The following is a 15,305-nucleotide window of genomic DNA, read 5'->3' on the forward strand; positions in this document are numbered from 1 at the left end:
CGGGCGCGGCGGCCGCCGCGTCCTGACCCCCCATCGCCCGGCCTGCCGGGCGGCGGAAGCCTGTCCGAGCAGGGAACGCGCGACAGACGCGACCGAAAAACGGCCCGCTTGCGGTTCACCGCAGGCGGGTTTTTTCCTGCCCGACCGGCCCGCAATCAAAGGATCACCCCGTCATTGCGTCGGGAAATGGCGATCAGAAGGTCGGCGGGGTCACGGCGCTGACGATGACGCAGGGCACATCCCCGATATTGCGGAACCGGTGCGGCAGGCGGCTGTCGAACAGATAGCCATCCCCCGCGCGCAGGATCTGGACCTGATCCCCGACGGTCACTTCCAGCTCGCCCTCGATGATGATGCCGCCCTCTTCGGCGTCATGCTGGTATGGCTCGCCGGTATCGGCGCCGGGGGCATAGGTTTCATGCATGATTTGCAGCATGTTACGTTCCGCCAGCCCCAGCAGCCGGATCGACAGCCCGTCCACCGGTCCCCCCGTCGGCCCGTCATGCATGGCCGAGGTGCGCACCAGCCGCAATTGCTGGCGGGTGAAAAACACCTGCCCGGCCTCGGGGGTGTCATCGGTGAAAAAGCTGGCCAGCGACAGCGACATCGCATCCAGCAGCTTTTTCAGCGTCGAGATCGAGGGCGAGGAATTGTTCTGCTCGATGGTCGAGATCATGCCATTGGTGACCCCCGCCAGCGCCGCAAGCTGACGCTGCGAGATCCCCCGCTCGGTGCGAAGCTGTTTCAGGCGGCTGCCGACATCGAAATCACTCATGCCGATGTTCTGGGTCATTTCCACGCAAAAGGAAAGGGGGCGGGTCCGGGTCGTGCCCCGGCCGCCCCCCGCCTTCAACCGGCATAGACATAGCTGGTCTTGACCGCGGTATAGAATTCCGCCGCGTAACGCCCCTGTTCGCGCGAGCCATAGGACGAGCCTTTGCGCCCGCCAAACGGGACATGGTAATCCACCCCGGCGGTGGGCAGGTTGACCATCACCATCCCCGCCTGCGCGCCCTGCCGGAAGGCGCGGGCCTGCGACAGGCTGGCGGTGCAGATACCGGCGGACAGGCCGAAATCGCTGTCATTGGCCAGCGCCAGCGCATGGTCGAAATCATCCGCCACGATCAGGCTGGCACAGGGACCAAAGATTTCCTCGCGGCTGGAGCGCATGTCATTGCGGGCGTTCAGGAACAGGGCAGGGCGCTGATACCAGCCTTCGGTGGCGGCATTGACGCGCTGTCCGCCGATCACCTCGCAGCCCTCGGACCGGGCCAGATCGACATAGGACAGGTTGCTGTTCAGCTGACTTTCCGACACCACCGGCCCGATCTGCGTCTGCGGGTCCAGCGCATTGCCAACCCGCAGATCCTGCATCCGCGCGGCCAGCTTGTCGGCAAAGGCCCCGGCCACCGGGCGATGCACGATCAGGCGCGACGAGGCCGTGCAGCGCTGACCGGTGGAATGGAAGGCGCCGTTCAGACAGGCCTCGACCGCCAGATCCAGATCGGCATCGCCCATCACCACCATCGGGTTGCGACCGCCCATTTCCAGCTGAACCTTTTTCAGGCTGGCCCCGCAGGCAGCGGCAATCCCGCGCCCGACGGGGACCGATCCGGTAAAGGAAATCGCGTCGATACCGGGGTGGTCGACCATCGCCTGACCGACAGTGCGGCCCCGGCCCATGACCAGATTGACCACCCCCGCCGGGGCACCGGCCTCGTGGATCAGGCTGGCCAGAACATGCGCGCAACCCGGCGTCAGGTCAGCGGGCTTGATCACCACGGTATTGCCGTAACACAGCGCCGGGGCCAGCTTCCACGCCGGAATGGCGATGGGAAAATTCCACGGCGTGATCAGCCCGACCACACCCACCGGCTCGCGCGTGACGGTGACATCGACACCGGGGCGCACCGACGCCAGCGCATCGCCCGCAACCCGCAGCGCCTCGCCGGCAAAAAAGCGAAAGATCTGCGCCGCCCGCACGGTTTCGCCAATCCCCTCGGGCAGGGTCTTGCCCTCTTCGCGCGATAACAGCCGCCCGATCTCGTCCTTGCGGGCCAGCAGGGCCTGCGCCACGCGTTCCAGCAGGTCGGCACGGACCTGCGGTCCCGCCGCCGCCCATCCGGGCAGGGCCGCCCGCGCCGCCGCCACGGCCTGATCGACCTGCGCGGCATCACCCTGCGCATAGAGGCCGATCACATCCGCACCATCCGAGGGGCTGATATTCTGAACCGCCTCGGGGCCTTCGACCCATTCGCCGCCGATCAGATTGTGAAACATGGTCATGTCGGGTTCCTTGCAAAACACGGCAAGGCGCTGTCGGACAGGGCGCAGCGCCGCTGTCATCGCCTTGGCACAAATATCCTCGGGGGTGTGGGGGCAGACAGCCCCCACCCGCCATGGCCTGACACAGGCCGCGCCATCGCGATGGCAAAGGGCGGGAAGGGCGATGCCGGGGGCAGGACAGGCCGCCCCCGGTCAGGAAGGTTTAATAAAACGCCTGCAAACCGGTAATGGCGCGGCCCAAAATCAGGGCGTGCACGTCATGGGTGCCCTCATAGGTGTTCACGGTCTCAAGGTTGACCATGTGGCGCATGACCTGGAATTCCTCGGAAATGCCGTTGCCGCCATGCATGTCACGGGCGACGCGGGCGATTTCCAGCGCCTTGCCGCAATTGTTGCGCTTGATGATGCTGATCATCTCGGGCGCGGCTTTGGCGTCGTCCAGCAGGCGACCGACGCGCAGGCTGGCTTGCAGACCCAGGGTGATCTCGGTCAGCATATTGGCCAGCTTCAGCTGATGCAGCTGGGTTTGCGCCAGCGGCTTGCCGAACTGCTTGCGGTCCAGACCGTATTGGCGGGCGGCGTGCAGACAGAATTCGGCCGCGCCAAGCGCGCCCCAGCTGATGCCATAGCGGGCGCGGTTCAGACAGCCGAACGGCCCTTTCAGCCCCTCGACATTGGGCAGCAGCGCGTCTTCACCGACCTCGACGCCTTCCATCACGATCTCGCCGGTGATGCTGGCGCGCAGGCTCAGCTTGCCGCCGACCTTGGGCGCCGACAGCCCCTTCATGCCTTTTTCCAGCACAAAGCCGCGGATCTTGCCGCCATGGGCCTCGGATTTGGCCCAGACCACGAACACATCCGCGATCGGGCTGTTCGAGATCCACATCTTGGTCCCATTCAGCACATAGCCGCCATCGGTCTTTTTCGCCGTGGTCTTCATGCCGGCGGGGTCGGACCCGGCATCGGGTTCGGTCAGGCCGAAACAGCCGATATATTCCCCCGAGGCCAGCTTGGGCAGATATTTCTGGCGCTGCTCTTCGCTGCCATAGGCATAGATCGGATACATCACCAGCGACGATTGCACCGACATCATGCTGCGATAGCCGCTGTCAACGCGCTCGACCTCGCGGGCGATCAGGCCATAGGCGACATAGGACGCGCCGATCCCGCCATATTCCTCGGGGACGGTAACCCCCAGCAGGCCCATTTCGCCCATTTCGCGAAAGATTTCGGGGTCGGTGACCTCGTCGCGATAGGCGGCGATGACACGCGGTTGCAACTTGCCCTGCGCATAGGACCGGGCCGCGTCGCGCAGCATCCGTTCCTCTTCGGTCAACTGGTCCTCCAGCAGGAAGGGGTCTTCCCAGCCAAAGCGGTTCAGGTCGGGGGCGTCTTTGGGTTTCAAAGCCATGGGGTCCTCACTTGCGGGCGTCGATGGCAGCCTCGACCGAGGCTTCGATAATGTCCAGTGCCTCGTCCAGCTGTTCCATCGGAATGGTCAGCGGCGGCAACAGGCGGATGACGTTATAGCGGGTGCCGCAGGACAGCAGGATCAGCCCGCGCTTTTCCGCCTCGGCCACGATGGCGGCGGTCAGGGGGGCGTCGGGGGCGTTGCTGTCGCGGTCGGTCACCAGCTCGAACGCGTTCATGGCGCCAAGGCCGCGCACCTCTCCGATGGCCTCCATCCCCTGACGGTTGGCCAGCTGGGTCAGTCGGGCGCGGATCGTGTCACCGATCTGGGCCGCACGGGCGCACAGGTCTTCGTCCGCGATCACGTCCAGAACGGCATTGGCCGCCGCCACCGCCAGCGGGTTGCCGGCATAGGTGCCGCCGACGCCGCCGACGCCGGGCGCGTCCACGATTTCGGCCTTGCCGGTCACCGCCGACAGCGGGAAACCGCCCGCCAGCCCCTTGGCCATGGTCACCAGATCGGGGATCACGCCGCTGTGCTGGATGCCATACATCTTGCCGGTGCGGGCCATGCCGGCCTGAACCTCGTCCGCGATCAGCACGATGCCATGCTGGTCACAGATTTCGCGCAGCTTTTGCAGGAACCCCTGCGGCGCAATGGTGAAACCGCCTTCGCCCTGAACCGGTTCGATAATGAAAGCCGCGATGCGTTCCGGGTCGACCGAGGTGGTCAGAATGCGTTCCAGATGGCTGATCGCCTCGGCCTCGGATACGCCATGGAAAGCGTTGGGGAAGGGGGCGTGGATGATCTCGGGCGGCATGGCGCCGAAGCCCTTTTTATAGGGCGCGACCTTGCCGGTCAGCGCCATCCCCAGCAGGGTGCGGCCATGGAAGGCCCCGGAAAACGCGATCACACCCGACCGCCCGGTAAAGGCGCGCGCCATCTTGACGGCGTTTTCGACCGCCTCGGCGCCGGTGGTGACCAGCATGGTTTTCTTGGCGAAATCACCCGGCGTCAGCGCATTCAGCCGCTCGGCCAGGGTTAGATAGTTTTCATAGGGCGCGACGTGGAAACAGGTATGGGTAAAGGCCTGCGCCTGATCGGCCACGGCGGCCATCACGCGCGGGTGGCGGTGGCCGGTATTGTTCACCGCGATCCCGGCGGCGAAGTCAAGGAAACGCCGGCCATCGGCATCCCACAACTCGGCATTTTCGGCGCGCACGGCATAGATGCCGCGGGTCGACACACCGCGCGCCACAGCGGCGTTGCGACGGTCGAGCAGGGCTGCATTCGACATGATCTGGACCTTTCCTGATTCGGCTGACGGGCAGGATATCCGTGCCGTTCAATATATCAATCACTTTGTTTAACGGGGCGCGGCACCGGCGCCCCGAAGATGGCTCAGAACAGCTTTTCGGGCAGCCACAGCGCGATCTGCGGGAACATCACCACCAGCGCCAGACCGACGATCTGCAACAGCACAAAGGGCAGCGCCGCCCAATAGATGTCATAGATCGACACCTCGCGCGGGGCGACCGAGCGCATATAGAACAGGTTATAGCCGAATGGCGGCGTCAGATAGGCGGTCTGCATCGACAGCACGAACAGGATGGCGAACCACACCGGGTCATAGCCCAGATCGCGCACGATCGGCAAAAACAGCGGCACGGTGATGAACAGGATGGCGAAATCATCCAGGAACATACCCAGAATAAAGAAGGTCGCCAGCATGATCACGATCACCGCCATGCCCGAAAGCTGAAAGTCGTCAATCAGGTCCGACACGATGGCACCGGCGCCAAGCCCCAGATAGATCTTGGAAAAGAACACCGCCGCGATGGTGATCCAGATCAGCATCCCGATAATCTTGGTGGTGTTCATCAGCGCATAGCGCAGCGTCGGCCAGTCCAGCCGCCGCCGCAGCCCGGCCAGCAGCATCGCCCCCGCCGCGCCAATGGCCGAGGCCTCGGACGGCGAGGTAATGCCGCCCACGATACAGCCCAGAACCGTGGTCACCAGCAATGCCGGCGCCACCAGAAACCGCAGCGAGGCCAGCTTTTCACGGGCCGAGGCGCGTTCCTCGGGCGGGGCGGGCGGTCCCATTGACGGGTCGATGCGACAGCGGATCAGGTTATACAGAATATAGATCCCCGCCAGCATCAGCCCCGGCATCACCCCCGCGGCGAACAGTTTGCCCACCGATTCCCGCGCCAGAAACGCATAGATGATCATCAGAACCGATGGCGGTATCAAAAACCCCAGCGCGCCCCCGGCCATGATCGTGCCGGTCACCAGCCGCTTGTCATAGCCGCGTTTCAGCATCGAGGGCAGGGCGATGATCCCCAAACTGACCGTGGCCGCGCCCGACACCCCGGCCATGGCCGCGATAATGGCACAGATCAGCACCGTGCCGACCCCAAGCCCGCCGGGAACGCCGCCCATCAGCTTGTAAAACATCTCGAACAGGTCGTCGGTAATCCCCGACCGTTCCAGCACCAGCCCCATGAAGATGAACATCGGCAGCGCGACCAGCAGGAAATTGTCCATCGAGCCATAGACCGAGGCCAGCAACAGGTCCAGCCCCCCGCCGCCATACAGCAGATAGGCGCTGCCCATCCCCGAAATCATCAGCGCCCAACCCAGCGGGGCGCCCATCACGATCAGCACCAGCATCGAGGCGAACATGATCCCCGTGATGGCCAGCGGATCCAGATCTGCCATGGCAGTTCCTTCCTGTCGGATTTTATCGTTGACGCCCGCCCGGCCCGCAGCCGGAGGGGCGGGCCTTACGCGTCAGGGCGCGCGGCGCTGTCGGTCAGGGGCGCGTCGTCGTCTTCGTCCAGATGCACCTCGCGCGGGTCGTCCAGCGGCAGGTTCAGCACCTTGGCAACCGCGCGCACCACCTCGGCGACGCTTTGCAGCATCAGCAGGGCGATGGCCAGCGGGATCAGCGACTTGATGTAATACAGCGGCGGCTGCCAGACGCTGCGGTTGGAAAACTCGCGCGTTTCCCATGACCGCTGTGCAAAGTCGATGGACTGCCAGAACACCACCGCCAGCACCGCCAGACCCAGCGTGAACACGATCATGTCGCAAAACGCCTGAAGCCGCTCGGGCATGGCACCCCAGACGACCTCGCTGCGGACATGGGCCTGTTCGCGCAGGGTATAGCTGGCCCCAAGGATGGCAAAGGCGCCAAACACCATGGTGGTGAATTCATGCGCCCAGATCGTTGGCGAACCAAGGAAATAGCGCATGACCACTTCGTAAACCAGCACCCCCACCATCACCAGCACCAGACCCGAGATGACCCGCCCGACAAGCTCGGACAGGCCATCCTGGATCAGCAGATAACGCCGGATTGCCGTCACTTCAGGCGGCCCTTTTCCCTGGCATTGGCGGTCAGGATGTCGACCGCCTGCTTGTTGCGGTCCGATTTCGCGGCTTCTTCCTGCCAGACCACCTGCGCGGCCTCGGTCAGACGGGCCGAATCTTCGGCGGGCAGCTCGGCAAAGTCGAATTTTTCGCCGGCGTCGATGATGGCCTGATTGCCGTCTTCCAGCCACTGGTGGATGTCGCGGGCATATTGGTCGATGCCCTCGGCCAGCACCTTGCGCTGTGCGTCATCCAGCTTGTCGTCCCAGAATTTTTCATTGGCGATCGCGGTTTCGATCCAGCCGGGATTCAGCAGGTTCAGGAAGGTGTAATTCTTGCCGGTCTCGTTCAGCTTCAGCTCTTCATATTCCATCGGGCCGCCATAGATGGCGCCGTCGATCACACCGGTTGACATGCCGATATACAGTTCCTGCGCCGGCAGATAAACGGTCGCGATGCCGACGTTTTGCAGCATCTTGGCGATCTGGCTGGTGGCGCGGATCTTCATCGACTTGAGGTCGTCCAGCCTGGTCACCGGCGATTTGGTCAGCAGGTCGTAATCGCTGCCATAGCCGCGCCCGACCACCTTGACCCCATGTTCGGCATAGGCCTGCGCGACCAGATCGCCAAGGCCCTTGTTTTCGAACACGTCACGGGCCTCTTCGGTGCTGGTCCACGCGCCGGGCAGTCCGGCTTCGATATTGCCGATCTCGACCGTGCCGGGCCAATAGCTGCCGACGCCATAGGCGATATCGACGGTGCCGCGCGACACGCCCTCGACCATCTGGTCGCTGGCGACCATCTCGCCGCCGCGGAAATACTGGATCTTGACGCTGCCGCCGCTGGCTTCCTTGACGTAATCCTGAAACTTCTTGGCGATATCGTCGATCTCGGTGCCATAGAAGGTCTGGAAACGGACCCGCACCGTATCGGCGCTGGCGGCATCGACGATGAACATGGCGGCCAGGGCCGGGGCGACGTATTTCAGATAGCGCATGTATCCTCCCTTTCGTTGTTCTTAGATGTCCCCCGTTGCAGGACAGCCTGCCGCAGGTGACACCGTGCGGCGCAGCCCCTCTGCCTGCGCCGGTCTGCCTTGATCAGAACGCATAGGTGTTCAATTTGTCAATCAAACTTTTAAAAAATCATTCACCTGCGCCGTGATCTGCCCGTTTTTTCGGCAGCACGCACAGCATTTCATATAACAGATTCGCCGCGATCATGGCGGTGTTGCCCGACGGGTCATAGGGCGGCGAGACCTCGACCAGATCGCAGCCCACAAGGTTCAGCCCGGCACAGCCCCGCACGATTTCCAGCGCCTGAATCGTGGTCAGCCCGCCCATTTCCACGGTCCCGGTGCCGGGCGCGAAAGCCGGGTCCAGCGAATCGATGTCAAAGGACAGATAGACCGGCGCATCCCCGATCCTGTCGCGTATCTGCTGCATCAATGGGGTCAGCGACCGGTGCCAGCATTCCTCGGCCGGGACCACGGTCCAGCCCTGCTGACGGCCCCAGTCGAAATCACCGGCGGCATAGCCGGTGCCGCGCAGCCCGATCTGAACCACCTTGTCATTTTGCAGACAGCCCTCTTCCCACGCGCGGCGGAAGGGACAGCCATGGGCCTCAGCTTCGCCAAACATGTGTTCGTTGGTGTCGGCATGGGCATCGACATGGATCAGCGCCACCGGCCCGTGCCGTTCCGCCATCGCCCGCAGGATCGGCCAGCTGAGGGTGTGATCGCCCCCCAGCGTCAGCGGGATCGCCCCCTGCGCCAGCACCTGACGGTAATGACCCGCGATCAGCCCCACCGATTTCTTCAGATCGAAGGTATTGATCGCCACATCCCCGATATCAGCAACCTGCATCCGGTCAAAAGGGGCGGCGCCGGTGGCCATGTTATAGGGGCGGATCATCCGGCTTTCATCGCGGATCTGGCGCGGTCCCAGCCGCGTGCCGGGCCGGTTCGAGGTGCCGATATCCATCGGAACCCCGATGAAACAGGCATCCAGCCCCGCCGCGCTGTCAGCGGCGGGCAGCCGCATCATCGTCGCAGGCCCCCCGAAACGCGGCATCTGGTTGCCCCCCAGCGGCTGATTGAACCCTGCCATCCCTGCCTTCCCCACGGTCACGACAGCACCAGCCTGTCGGGTCAGGGCCGCCGGGTCAAGGCGGCTCAGCCGCTGGGGGTCAGCATCCGGCGATACATCTGGGTCAGATAGGCCTCGGCCTCGGGGAACAGGTTCTTTGCCTTGTGGGGCGATAATTCCTCGATCTGGATCTTGAAATCAGCGTAATGCTGGGTCGTTGCCCAGATCGAATAGAACATGTGATAGGGGTCGACCGGCGCGATCCGGCCATCGTTGATCCATTGTTCGACCAGCGCGATCTTGCTGTCGAACACCGAACGCAGCGGGTCGAACACCTGCTTTTGCGCGCGGGGCACACCCATCAGCACCTCGTTGGCAAACAACCGGCTTTCGCGCGGAAAGTTCTGCGAGATTTCCAGCTTGCGGCGCACATAATCACAGATCTCGGCAATGGGGTCGTCATTGTCGCGCATCATGTTCAGCGGCCCGATCCACAGCAGCAGGGTGCGGGACATCAGCTCTTTGTGGATCTTTTCCTTGCTGCCGAAATAATACAGCAGCGATGGCGTCGACATACCCGCATGTTCCGAGATCTTGTTGATCGACGCCCCCCGGAACCCGTCACGGGCAAAGATATCCAGTGCGGCGTTCAGAATGATTTCGGTCTTTTCGCGCTGGATGCGGGTCTTGCCGCGCTTGTCGGATGAGGGGGGCATACGGGTCTTTTGGGGCTGGCTGCGGCGACACCATGGCGCCTGCGCCCCCATAGCCCAGTCCGCGCCGGGATGGAACGCCCTGCGGCAAAAAGGCCGGGCCAAGGGAAGGCCCGGCAGGTTGGGAAAGTCGTGTGCTGACCTCAGGATTTCCAGTGCGGGATGATCTTTTCGCCGTAATCCGCGATGATCTTTTCCTCGTTGCCGCTGTCCAGATAGATGTTGAACTGGGTGACGCCCGCGGCCTCCAGCGCCTTCAGTTTGGCGATATGTTCGTCGACCTCGCCCAACACGCAAAAGCTGTCGATCACGTCATCGGTGATGAAATCAAGATAGGGGTTATCGCTTTGACCGTGCTTGGAATAGTCATAGCCCTTGCGGTCCTTGATATATTCGGTCAGCGATTTCGGGATGTCCTGACGCTCGGTGCCGTATTTTTCGACGATATCGGCGACATGGTTGCCGACCATGGCCGGGAACCAGCGGGTCGCGGCGCGGCCCTCGGCACGGTCGCCGGTCCATGCCGGCGCGGCGGCCTGAATCTGAAAGCCCGACATATCGCGCCCCGCCGCCTGACCGGCGGCTTTGGCCTGATCGCCAAGCCATTTACAGATTGCCGGCTCGCCGACCTGCAAGATGACCCCGTCGCCCACGCGGCCCGCCGTGTCCAGCGCCTTGGGACCATAAGCCCCGATCCAGACCGGCAGGTCATAGCCGGTGGCCCAGGGAAATTTCACCGGTTCGGGGCAGTCGCCGTAAATCGCCTCGTCGCCGCGCACCAGGGCCTTGACGACGCTGGTGAATTCCTCGACGCGGGCCAGCGGCGCGGGTTTTTTGCCCATCACCCGGACAGCGCTGTCCCCGCGCCCCAGCCCGATCAGGAAGCGCCCGCCCGATTGATGCGCCAGCGATCCGAATAGGCTGGCGGCCTGTGACCAGTCGCGGGTGTTGGGGTTGGTCACGCAAGGGCCGAACATCATCTTTTGGGTGTGCTCCATGCACATCGCCATCGCCGGATAGGATTCGCGCCACAGGATGTGGCTGTCGTAAAACCAGCAATAGGTAAAGCCCGCGTTTTCGGCCTGCCGGACCAATGCACGGGCGCGGTCAGGCTGAACGAAGCCCTTGAAGGTAATGGCGAAATCCATAATCTGTCTCCCTGTTTTTTTGATGTGTCCGGTCAGTGATCCGGCGCGCAGATGCGGATGCCGGCATGGGTAAAGGGCACCGCCTTCGAGATATTCAGCCGGATCAGGATGGGGGTGATCGCCTCGATACAGCGGGCCGCGCGCGCGTCACCGGCATTATAGGCGGTGACATCCAGCCTTTCGCACAGCGCCATGACCTGTTGCCGCGCGGCCAGATCGTTGCCACAGACAAGAATGTCGCAATTGATCGCGGCATCCGTATCGTTCAGCACCTTGGCGGACACGTTATGCAGCGCGCCGATGACCGCGATGTCAGGCCCCAGCAGCGCCTGCGCGGCCTCGGTCGCAGAGCCTTCGGCCGGCATGGTGACCGATTTCGGGTCGCCCTCGGTCAGTGGCACGACAATATCGACGACGATCTTGCCGGTCAGATGTGGCCTCAGGGCGCGCAGCGTGGCCTCATGCGCGGCAAAGGGCACTGCGATGATGACGAAACTGTCGGCGGCGGCGACGGCGGCGGCGTTATCATGGCCGCTGACCGGGGCGGCACCCGCGGGCAGGCCGGCGCTGATCTGCGCGGCAATATCCGCCGCGCGGGCCGCCTCGCGCGAACCCAGCGCAACGGGCAGGCCTGCGCGGGCAAAGCGTTTGGCCAGCCCCTGACCTTGCGGTCCGGTGCCGCCGATAATGGCAATGGTCATCTGAACGTATCCTCCTTGACGGGTCGTAAAAGGTCGCGGGCGCGGGCCTGCGGGCGGGGCTGCCAGTCCAGCCCCCGCACCACCACCACGGGCGTTTTGGCCGCTTTATGCATGACCAGCCCGGCAGCGGCGGCGATCTCGTCCGCGAGGGCGGGTTCGGTCACGGCCAGCTTGCGGCCCCAGGCGTCTTCCTGACCCTGTTCGCGCCGGGTGGCAGGCAGTTGCGACAGGCCAATGGCGACATTGACCTGCCCGATCCGCCATGGGCGCCCGAACGTGTCGGTCATCACCACTGCCAGCGTCTGGCCAAAGCGCGCCTGCAACGCCGCGCACAGGCTGGCGGCGCTGGCATCGGGGTCCTCGGGCAGCAGGATCACCGTATCGGGCGTGTCGGTATTGGATTCGTCCACCGCCGCATTGGCGCAGATAAAACCCAGCCGGTGCTCGCAGATCATCGTGCCGCTGTCCTGTCCGGGGTGGCGAAAGGCGCGCACCACCTGACGGCTTTCGCGCAGCACGGCCTCGACCTTGCGGGGGTCCTTGTTCAGTTCCGCACCATAGCGGCGGGCACTGCGCGAGGGGCGGATATCGGCCAGCGCCAGCACCCGGCCTTCGGCCTTGGAAAACACTTTCTGCGCCACGCAGATCACATCGCCCGCGCGCGGCGGGGCGTGCCGGTCCAGGGCATCGCCGATAATCGCGGCCAGATCGTCGCCGGGGCGAATGTCAGGGATGCCGGGCAGGGCGCGGATGGTGACGCTGTCCATTCAGCCCCCCTTTTGCAGCCGGGGCAGGTCGGCAGCGGTGTCGACATCGTGACGCAGGCTGGCAAAAGGCAGCACGACCGGCCTGATCCCGCGCTGCATGGCCCGGCGGTAATGACGCAGGAAGGACCGCGGCCCAAAGCCGAAATCCAGCACCTGCGGCGGGCTGATCATCAGCGCGTTGGTCCCCAGATCATGTGCCGGGCACAGCCCGACCGCCGCGCCATCGGGGCGCCACGCCAGCAGCCGGTGCAGATCGTGCAGGCCGGGGGCTGCCAGATCGCCGGGCAGGATGCACAGCCGCCGCCAGCCGCCCGCCACGGCACAGGCGGCGGCGCAATGGGCGGCGGCGTTCAGGCCGCGTGCTGCGCCTTCGGGAATGATCTGTGCGCCCTGCGCCCGCGCCAGCGCCGCCATATCGGGGCTGGCCGTGACCACGGAAATGTCAAAGAACGGCATCTGCCCGCGCAGTTGCACCAGCTGTTGCAACAGCCCGGTCAGCAATTGCCGTGCCAATGCGGCCCGCGCATGATCAGACAGCACCGGGCGCAGCCGCGTCTTGGCCAGCGCGGCATCCTTGACCGGAATGGCAACCAGAAGATCGCGCATCACGCTGCCCCCCGCTGCGCCGCCAGCCGCTGGCCAAGGGCGATGATACCGCCTGCCAGCCGGGCCTTTGCGGCTAGATCGGGCATCAGAATGTCATCGGGGATGGCGGCTGGTCCCTCGGCCTCGATCAGCGGGGTCAGGTGGGCATCCAGCCTGTCGATCACCAGCGCATCGGCCAGATCGCGATATTGCCGCGCCACGCCCACCGCATCGGCACGCAGCCCCAGATCCGTCATCATCCGGTCCGCAGGGCCTTTGACGACCTTGCCCGCGATAAACGGGCTGACCGCGATCACCGGTGCCGCCGCCCCGGCGATGGCCGCGGCAATGCCCGCAATGCCAAGGATCGGTGCAATGCTGACCAGTGGGTTCGAGGGGGCAATGACGATCAGATCTGCATTGGCGATCGCCTCCAGCGCCTCGGGGGTGGGGCGGGCGCTGTCGATGCCGTCAAAGGCAATGCGCCGGATGCGCGGCGCACAGCGCTGGCGCACGAAATAGTCCTGAAACCCGATCCAGCCCGCATCGGTCAGCACCCGCGTCTGCACCACGTCATCCGAGGGCAGAACGATACGCTGCCCCACCCCCAGCGCGCGGGCGATATCGGTCGCGATATGCTGGGGACGGTCACCCTGCGCGCGGCGCTGACTGCGATAGATATGCACCCCCAGATCGCGGTCGCCAAGCGACATCCAGACCGGATTTCCCAGCCGCTCCAGCATGTCCAGCGCGCGGTGCCCCTCGTCAGCGACACCCCAGCCCTGATTGCGGTCAATCAGCCCGGCCAGGGTATAGGTCAGCGTGTCGATATCGGGCGAAACCCACAGCCCGTGAAAGGCCGCGTCATCCGCGATATTGCCGATCACGGTCAGGTCTGTGCCGGGGCAGGCGGCCAGCCCTTCGGCCATTCTGGCGCCGCCGACACCGCCCGCCAGCAAGGTAACAGCCAGCGGGGCAGGCTGTGATCTTTGGGCAGTGGGGGTCATGCGCGTGCCCTTTCGGGAAACATGGTCAGAAAATCCAGCGGCGCGGCGCCGGCGCGGTCGACCAGCGGGGCAATCTGCTGCGGGTCGTGGTCGGTGTAATCCTCGATCAGCGCATAGGTGGTGCTGCGCCGCACCGGCACCCGCCCGGCCGACCGGATGAGGTGCACCATTTCCGCCGCGGTGATTTCCTGCCCGAACCCCGCCCCAGCCGCGCGCGAGATGCTTTCATTCATCAGCGTCCCGCCAAGGTCATTGACCCCGCGCGACAGCATCTGGCGGGCGCGTTCCGGTCCCAGTTTGGTCCACGAGACCTGAATATTGTCGATGAAACCGTGCAGCATGATGCGCGACACGGCATGCATCTTGTCGACCTCGTCCACGCTGGGGCCGGGGCGGACATCGCCCTGCGCGCCCTTGTAAAGCGGCGATTCGGTGTGGACGAAAGACAGCGGCACCAGTTCGGTAAACCCGCCTGTGTCGCGCTGAATATCGCGCAGCAGGGCGATATGGGCGGCCCAATGCTGTGGCCCGTCGATATGGCCATACATGATTGTCGCCGTGGTCGGGATGCCGGCCTGATGCGCGGTGCGGATGATCTGAACCCATTTTTCCGCGCTCAGCTTGTTGCGGGTCAGGCGGCGGCGGATGTCGGTGTCCAGAATCTCGGCTGCGGTGCCGGGCATCGACCCCAGCCCGCATTCGCGCAGATCGGCCAGAAAATCGGCATAGGACATGCGCCTTTTGGCGGCGCCATACCAGATCTCGAAGGGGGAATAGGCGTGGATATGCATATCGGGCAGGGCAACTTTGATCGCCAGCAGCAGGTCGCGGTAATAGGTGCCGGGCAGGTCGGGATGCAGCCCGCCCTGAATACAGACCTCGGTCGCGCCCCGGTCCCAGGCCTGCTGCGCCCGCGCCACCACCTGGCTGGTGGACAGCCATTCCGCGCCGGGCTGTTCGGCCCGTTTGGCAAAGCCGCAGAATGTGCAGCCCATGTAACAGATATTGGTGAAATTGATGTTGCGGTTCACCACAAAGCCGACGCGGTCGCCATTGGCCCGCGCCCGCAGCCGGTCGGCCACCGCATAGATGGCGGGCAGGTCGGCGCCCTGCGCGGCAAACAGGGCGCGGCCCTCGGCCTCGGTGATTGGGCGCCCCTCAAGCGCGCGGTCCAGAATGCGGCGAATCGCGGGGCTGGTGGCAAAGCCGTGATGCAGGGTCATGG

At 64.6% G+C, this 15,305-nt stretch carries 15 protein-coding genes; all 15 read right to left on the reverse strand.

The genetic code is table 11. The features are described 5' to 3' along the window. Nucleotides 1–193: 193 nt before the first annotated feature. Nucleotides 194–775 carry a cupin domain-containing protein gene (locus ACFXP9_RS02990; RefSeq protein ID WP_397205399.1) on the reverse strand — a complete coding sequence of 194 codons (582 nt, stop codon included), beginning with the start codon at nucleotides 773–775 and terminating at the stop codon, nucleotides 194–196. Nucleotides 776–849: 74 nt separating this feature from the next. Further along, the gene (locus ACFXP9_RS02995) at nucleotides 850–2,286 is read right to left on the reverse strand and encodes an aldehyde dehydrogenase family protein (protein ID WP_397205397.1); all 1,437 of its coding nucleotides are present in this window, start codon (nucleotides 2,284–2,286) and stop codon (nucleotides 850–852) included. A 202-nt stretch (nucleotides 2,287–2,488) separates the two neighbouring features. Beyond that, the gene (locus ACFXP9_RS03000) at nucleotides 2,489–3,697 is read right to left on the reverse strand and encodes an acyl-CoA dehydrogenase (RefSeq protein ID WP_397205395.1); all 1,209 of its coding nucleotides are present in this window, start codon (nucleotides 3,695–3,697) and stop codon (nucleotides 2,489–2,491) included. Nucleotides 3,698–3,704: 7 nt separating this feature from the next. Next, nucleotides 3,705–4,994 carry a 4-aminobutyrate--2-oxoglutarate transaminase gene (gabT, locus tag ACFXP9_RS03005; protein ID WP_397205393.1) on the reverse strand — a complete coding sequence of 430 codons (1,290 nt, stop codon included), beginning with the start codon at nucleotides 4,992–4,994 and terminating at the stop codon, nucleotides 3,705–3,707. A gap of 104 nt (nucleotides 4,995–5,098) precedes the next feature. Continuing rightward, a complete protein-coding gene (locus ACFXP9_RS03010; protein WP_397205391.1) occupies nucleotides 5,099–6,418 on the reverse strand; it encodes a TRAP transporter large permease in 1,320 nt (439 codons plus the stop codon). A 65-nt stretch (nucleotides 6,419–6,483) separates the two neighbouring features. Continuing rightward, nucleotides 6,484–7,068, reverse strand: coding sequence for a TRAP transporter small permease subunit (locus ACFXP9_RS03015; protein ID WP_397205389.1), 585 nt, complete (start codon nucleotides 7,066–7,068; stop codon nucleotides 6,484–6,486). Continuing rightward, entirely contained in the window at nucleotides 7,065–8,069 is a 1,005-nt protein-coding gene (gene dctP, locus ACFXP9_RS03020; protein WP_397205388.1) for a TRAP transporter substrate-binding protein DctP, read from the reverse strand. The genes ACFXP9_RS03015 and dctP overlap by 4 nt, the downstream gene beginning before the upstream one ends. 148 nt (nucleotides 8,070–8,217) lie before the next feature. Continuing rightward, the gene (speB, locus tag ACFXP9_RS03025; RefSeq protein ID WP_397205386.1) at nucleotides 8,218–9,180 is read right to left on the reverse strand and encodes an agmatinase; all 963 of its coding nucleotides are present in this window, start codon (nucleotides 9,178–9,180) and stop codon (nucleotides 8,218–8,220) included. Nucleotides 9,181–9,245: 65 nt separating this feature from the next. Then, nucleotides 9,246–9,875: a TetR family transcriptional regulator C-terminal domain-containing protein gene (locus tag ACFXP9_RS03030; protein WP_397205384.1), complete on the reverse strand. Its 630-nt coding sequence runs from the start codon at nucleotides 9,873–9,875 to the stop codon at nucleotides 9,246–9,248. 140 nt (nucleotides 9,876–10,015) lie between these two features. Continuing rightward, on the reverse strand, nucleotides 10,016–11,020 hold the full coding sequence (locus tag ACFXP9_RS03035) for a TIGR03842 family LLM class F420-dependent oxidoreductase (protein WP_397205382.1): 1,005 nt from the start codon (nucleotides 11,018–11,020) through the stop codon (nucleotides 10,016–10,018). Nucleotides 11,021–11,052: 32 nt separating this feature from the next. After that, nucleotides 11,053–11,721, reverse strand: a complete 669-nt coding sequence (gene npdG / locus ACFXP9_RS03040) for an NADPH-dependent F420 reductase (protein ID WP_397205380.1) — start codon at nucleotides 11,719–11,721, stop codon at nucleotides 11,053–11,055. Further along, nucleotides 11,718–12,488 (reverse strand): coenzyme F420-0:L-glutamate ligase, encoded by a 771-nt coding sequence (gene cofE, locus ACFXP9_RS03045; RefSeq protein ID WP_397205379.1) that lies wholly within the window; start codon nucleotides 12,486–12,488, stop codon nucleotides 11,718–11,720. The genes npdG and cofE overlap by 4 nt, the downstream gene beginning before the upstream one ends. Then, nucleotides 12,489–13,094, reverse strand: coding sequence for a 2-phospho-L-lactate guanylyltransferase (cofC, locus tag ACFXP9_RS03050; protein ID WP_397205377.1), 606 nt, complete (start codon nucleotides 13,092–13,094; stop codon nucleotides 12,489–12,491). It abuts the gene before it with no gap. Beyond that, the gene (gene cofD / locus ACFXP9_RS03055; protein ID WP_397205375.1) at nucleotides 13,094–14,080 is read right to left on the reverse strand and encodes a 2-phospho-L-lactate transferase; all 987 of its coding nucleotides are present in this window, start codon (nucleotides 14,078–14,080) and stop codon (nucleotides 13,094–13,096) included. The genes cofC and cofD overlap by 1 nt, the downstream gene beginning before the upstream one ends. After that, nucleotides 14,077–15,303, reverse strand: a complete 1,227-nt coding sequence (cofH, locus tag ACFXP9_RS03060; RefSeq protein ID WP_397205373.1) for a 5-amino-6-(D-ribitylamino)uracil--L-tyrosine 4-hydroxyphenyl transferase CofH — start codon at nucleotides 15,301–15,303, stop codon at nucleotides 14,077–14,079. The genes cofD and cofH overlap by 4 nt, the downstream gene beginning before the upstream one ends. Between the last annotated feature and the right edge of the window lie 2 nt (nucleotides 15,304–15,305).

It is taken from the genome of Paracoccus jiaweipingae (genome assembly GCF_044335505.1).
In the GTDB taxonomy this organism is placed as follows: Bacteria; Pseudomonadota; Alphaproteobacteria; order Rhodobacterales; family Rhodobacteraceae; genus Paracoccus.

Excerpts from the sequence above, each read along its gene's own strand:
- ACFXP9_RS03000 (WP_397205395.1), bottom strand. The coding sequence starts at position 3,697 with ATGGCTTTGAAACCCAAAGACGCCCCCGACCTGAACCGCTTTGGCTGG.
- cofD (WP_397205375.1), bottom strand. The coding sequence starts at position 14,080 with ATGACCCCCACTGCCCAAAGATCACAGCCTGCCCCGCTGGCTGTTACC.
- dctP (WP_397205388.1), bottom strand. The coding sequence starts at position 8,069 with ATGCGCTATCTGAAATACGTCGCCCCGGCCCTGGCCGCCATGTTCATC.
- ACFXP9_RS02990 (WP_397205399.1), bottom strand. The coding sequence starts at position 775 with ATGAGTGATTTCGATGTCGGCAGCCGCCTGAAACAGCTTCGCACCGAG.
- ACFXP9_RS03010 (WP_397205391.1), bottom strand. The coding sequence starts at position 6,418 with ATGGCAGATCTGGATCCGCTGGCCATCACGGGGATCATGTTCGCCTCG.
- ACFXP9_RS02995 (WP_397205397.1), bottom strand. The coding sequence starts at position 2,286 with ATGACCATGTTTCACAATCTGATCGGCGGCGAATGGGTCGAAGGCCCC.
- npdG (WP_397205380.1), bottom strand. The coding sequence starts at position 11,721 with ATGACCATTGCCATTATCGGCGGCACCGGACCGCAAGGTCAGGGGCTG.
- ACFXP9_RS03035 (WP_397205382.1), bottom strand. The coding sequence starts at position 11,020 with ATGGATTTCGCCATTACCTTCAAGGGCTTCGTTCAGCCTGACCGCGCC.
- cofE (WP_397205379.1), bottom strand. The coding sequence starts at position 12,488 with ATGGACAGCGTCACCATCCGCGCCCTGCCCGGCATCCCTGACATTCGC.
- cofH (WP_397205373.1), bottom strand. The coding sequence starts at position 15,303 with ATGACCCTGCATCACGGCTTTGCCACCAGCCCCGCGATTCGCCGCATT.
- cofC (WP_397205377.1), bottom strand. The coding sequence starts at position 13,094 with ATGCGCGATCTTCTGGTTGCCATTCCGGTCAAGGATGCCGCGCTGGCC.
- gabT (WP_397205393.1), bottom strand. The coding sequence starts at position 4,994 with ATGTCGAATGCAGCCCTGCTCGACCGTCGCAACGCCGCTGTGGCGCGC.
- ACFXP9_RS03030 (WP_397205384.1), bottom strand. The coding sequence starts at position 9,875 with ATGCCCCCCTCATCCGACAAGCGCGGCAAGACCCGCATCCAGCGCGAA.
- speB (WP_397205386.1), bottom strand. The coding sequence starts at position 9,180 with ATGGCAGGGTTCAATCAGCCGCTGGGGGGCAACCAGATGCCGCGTTTC.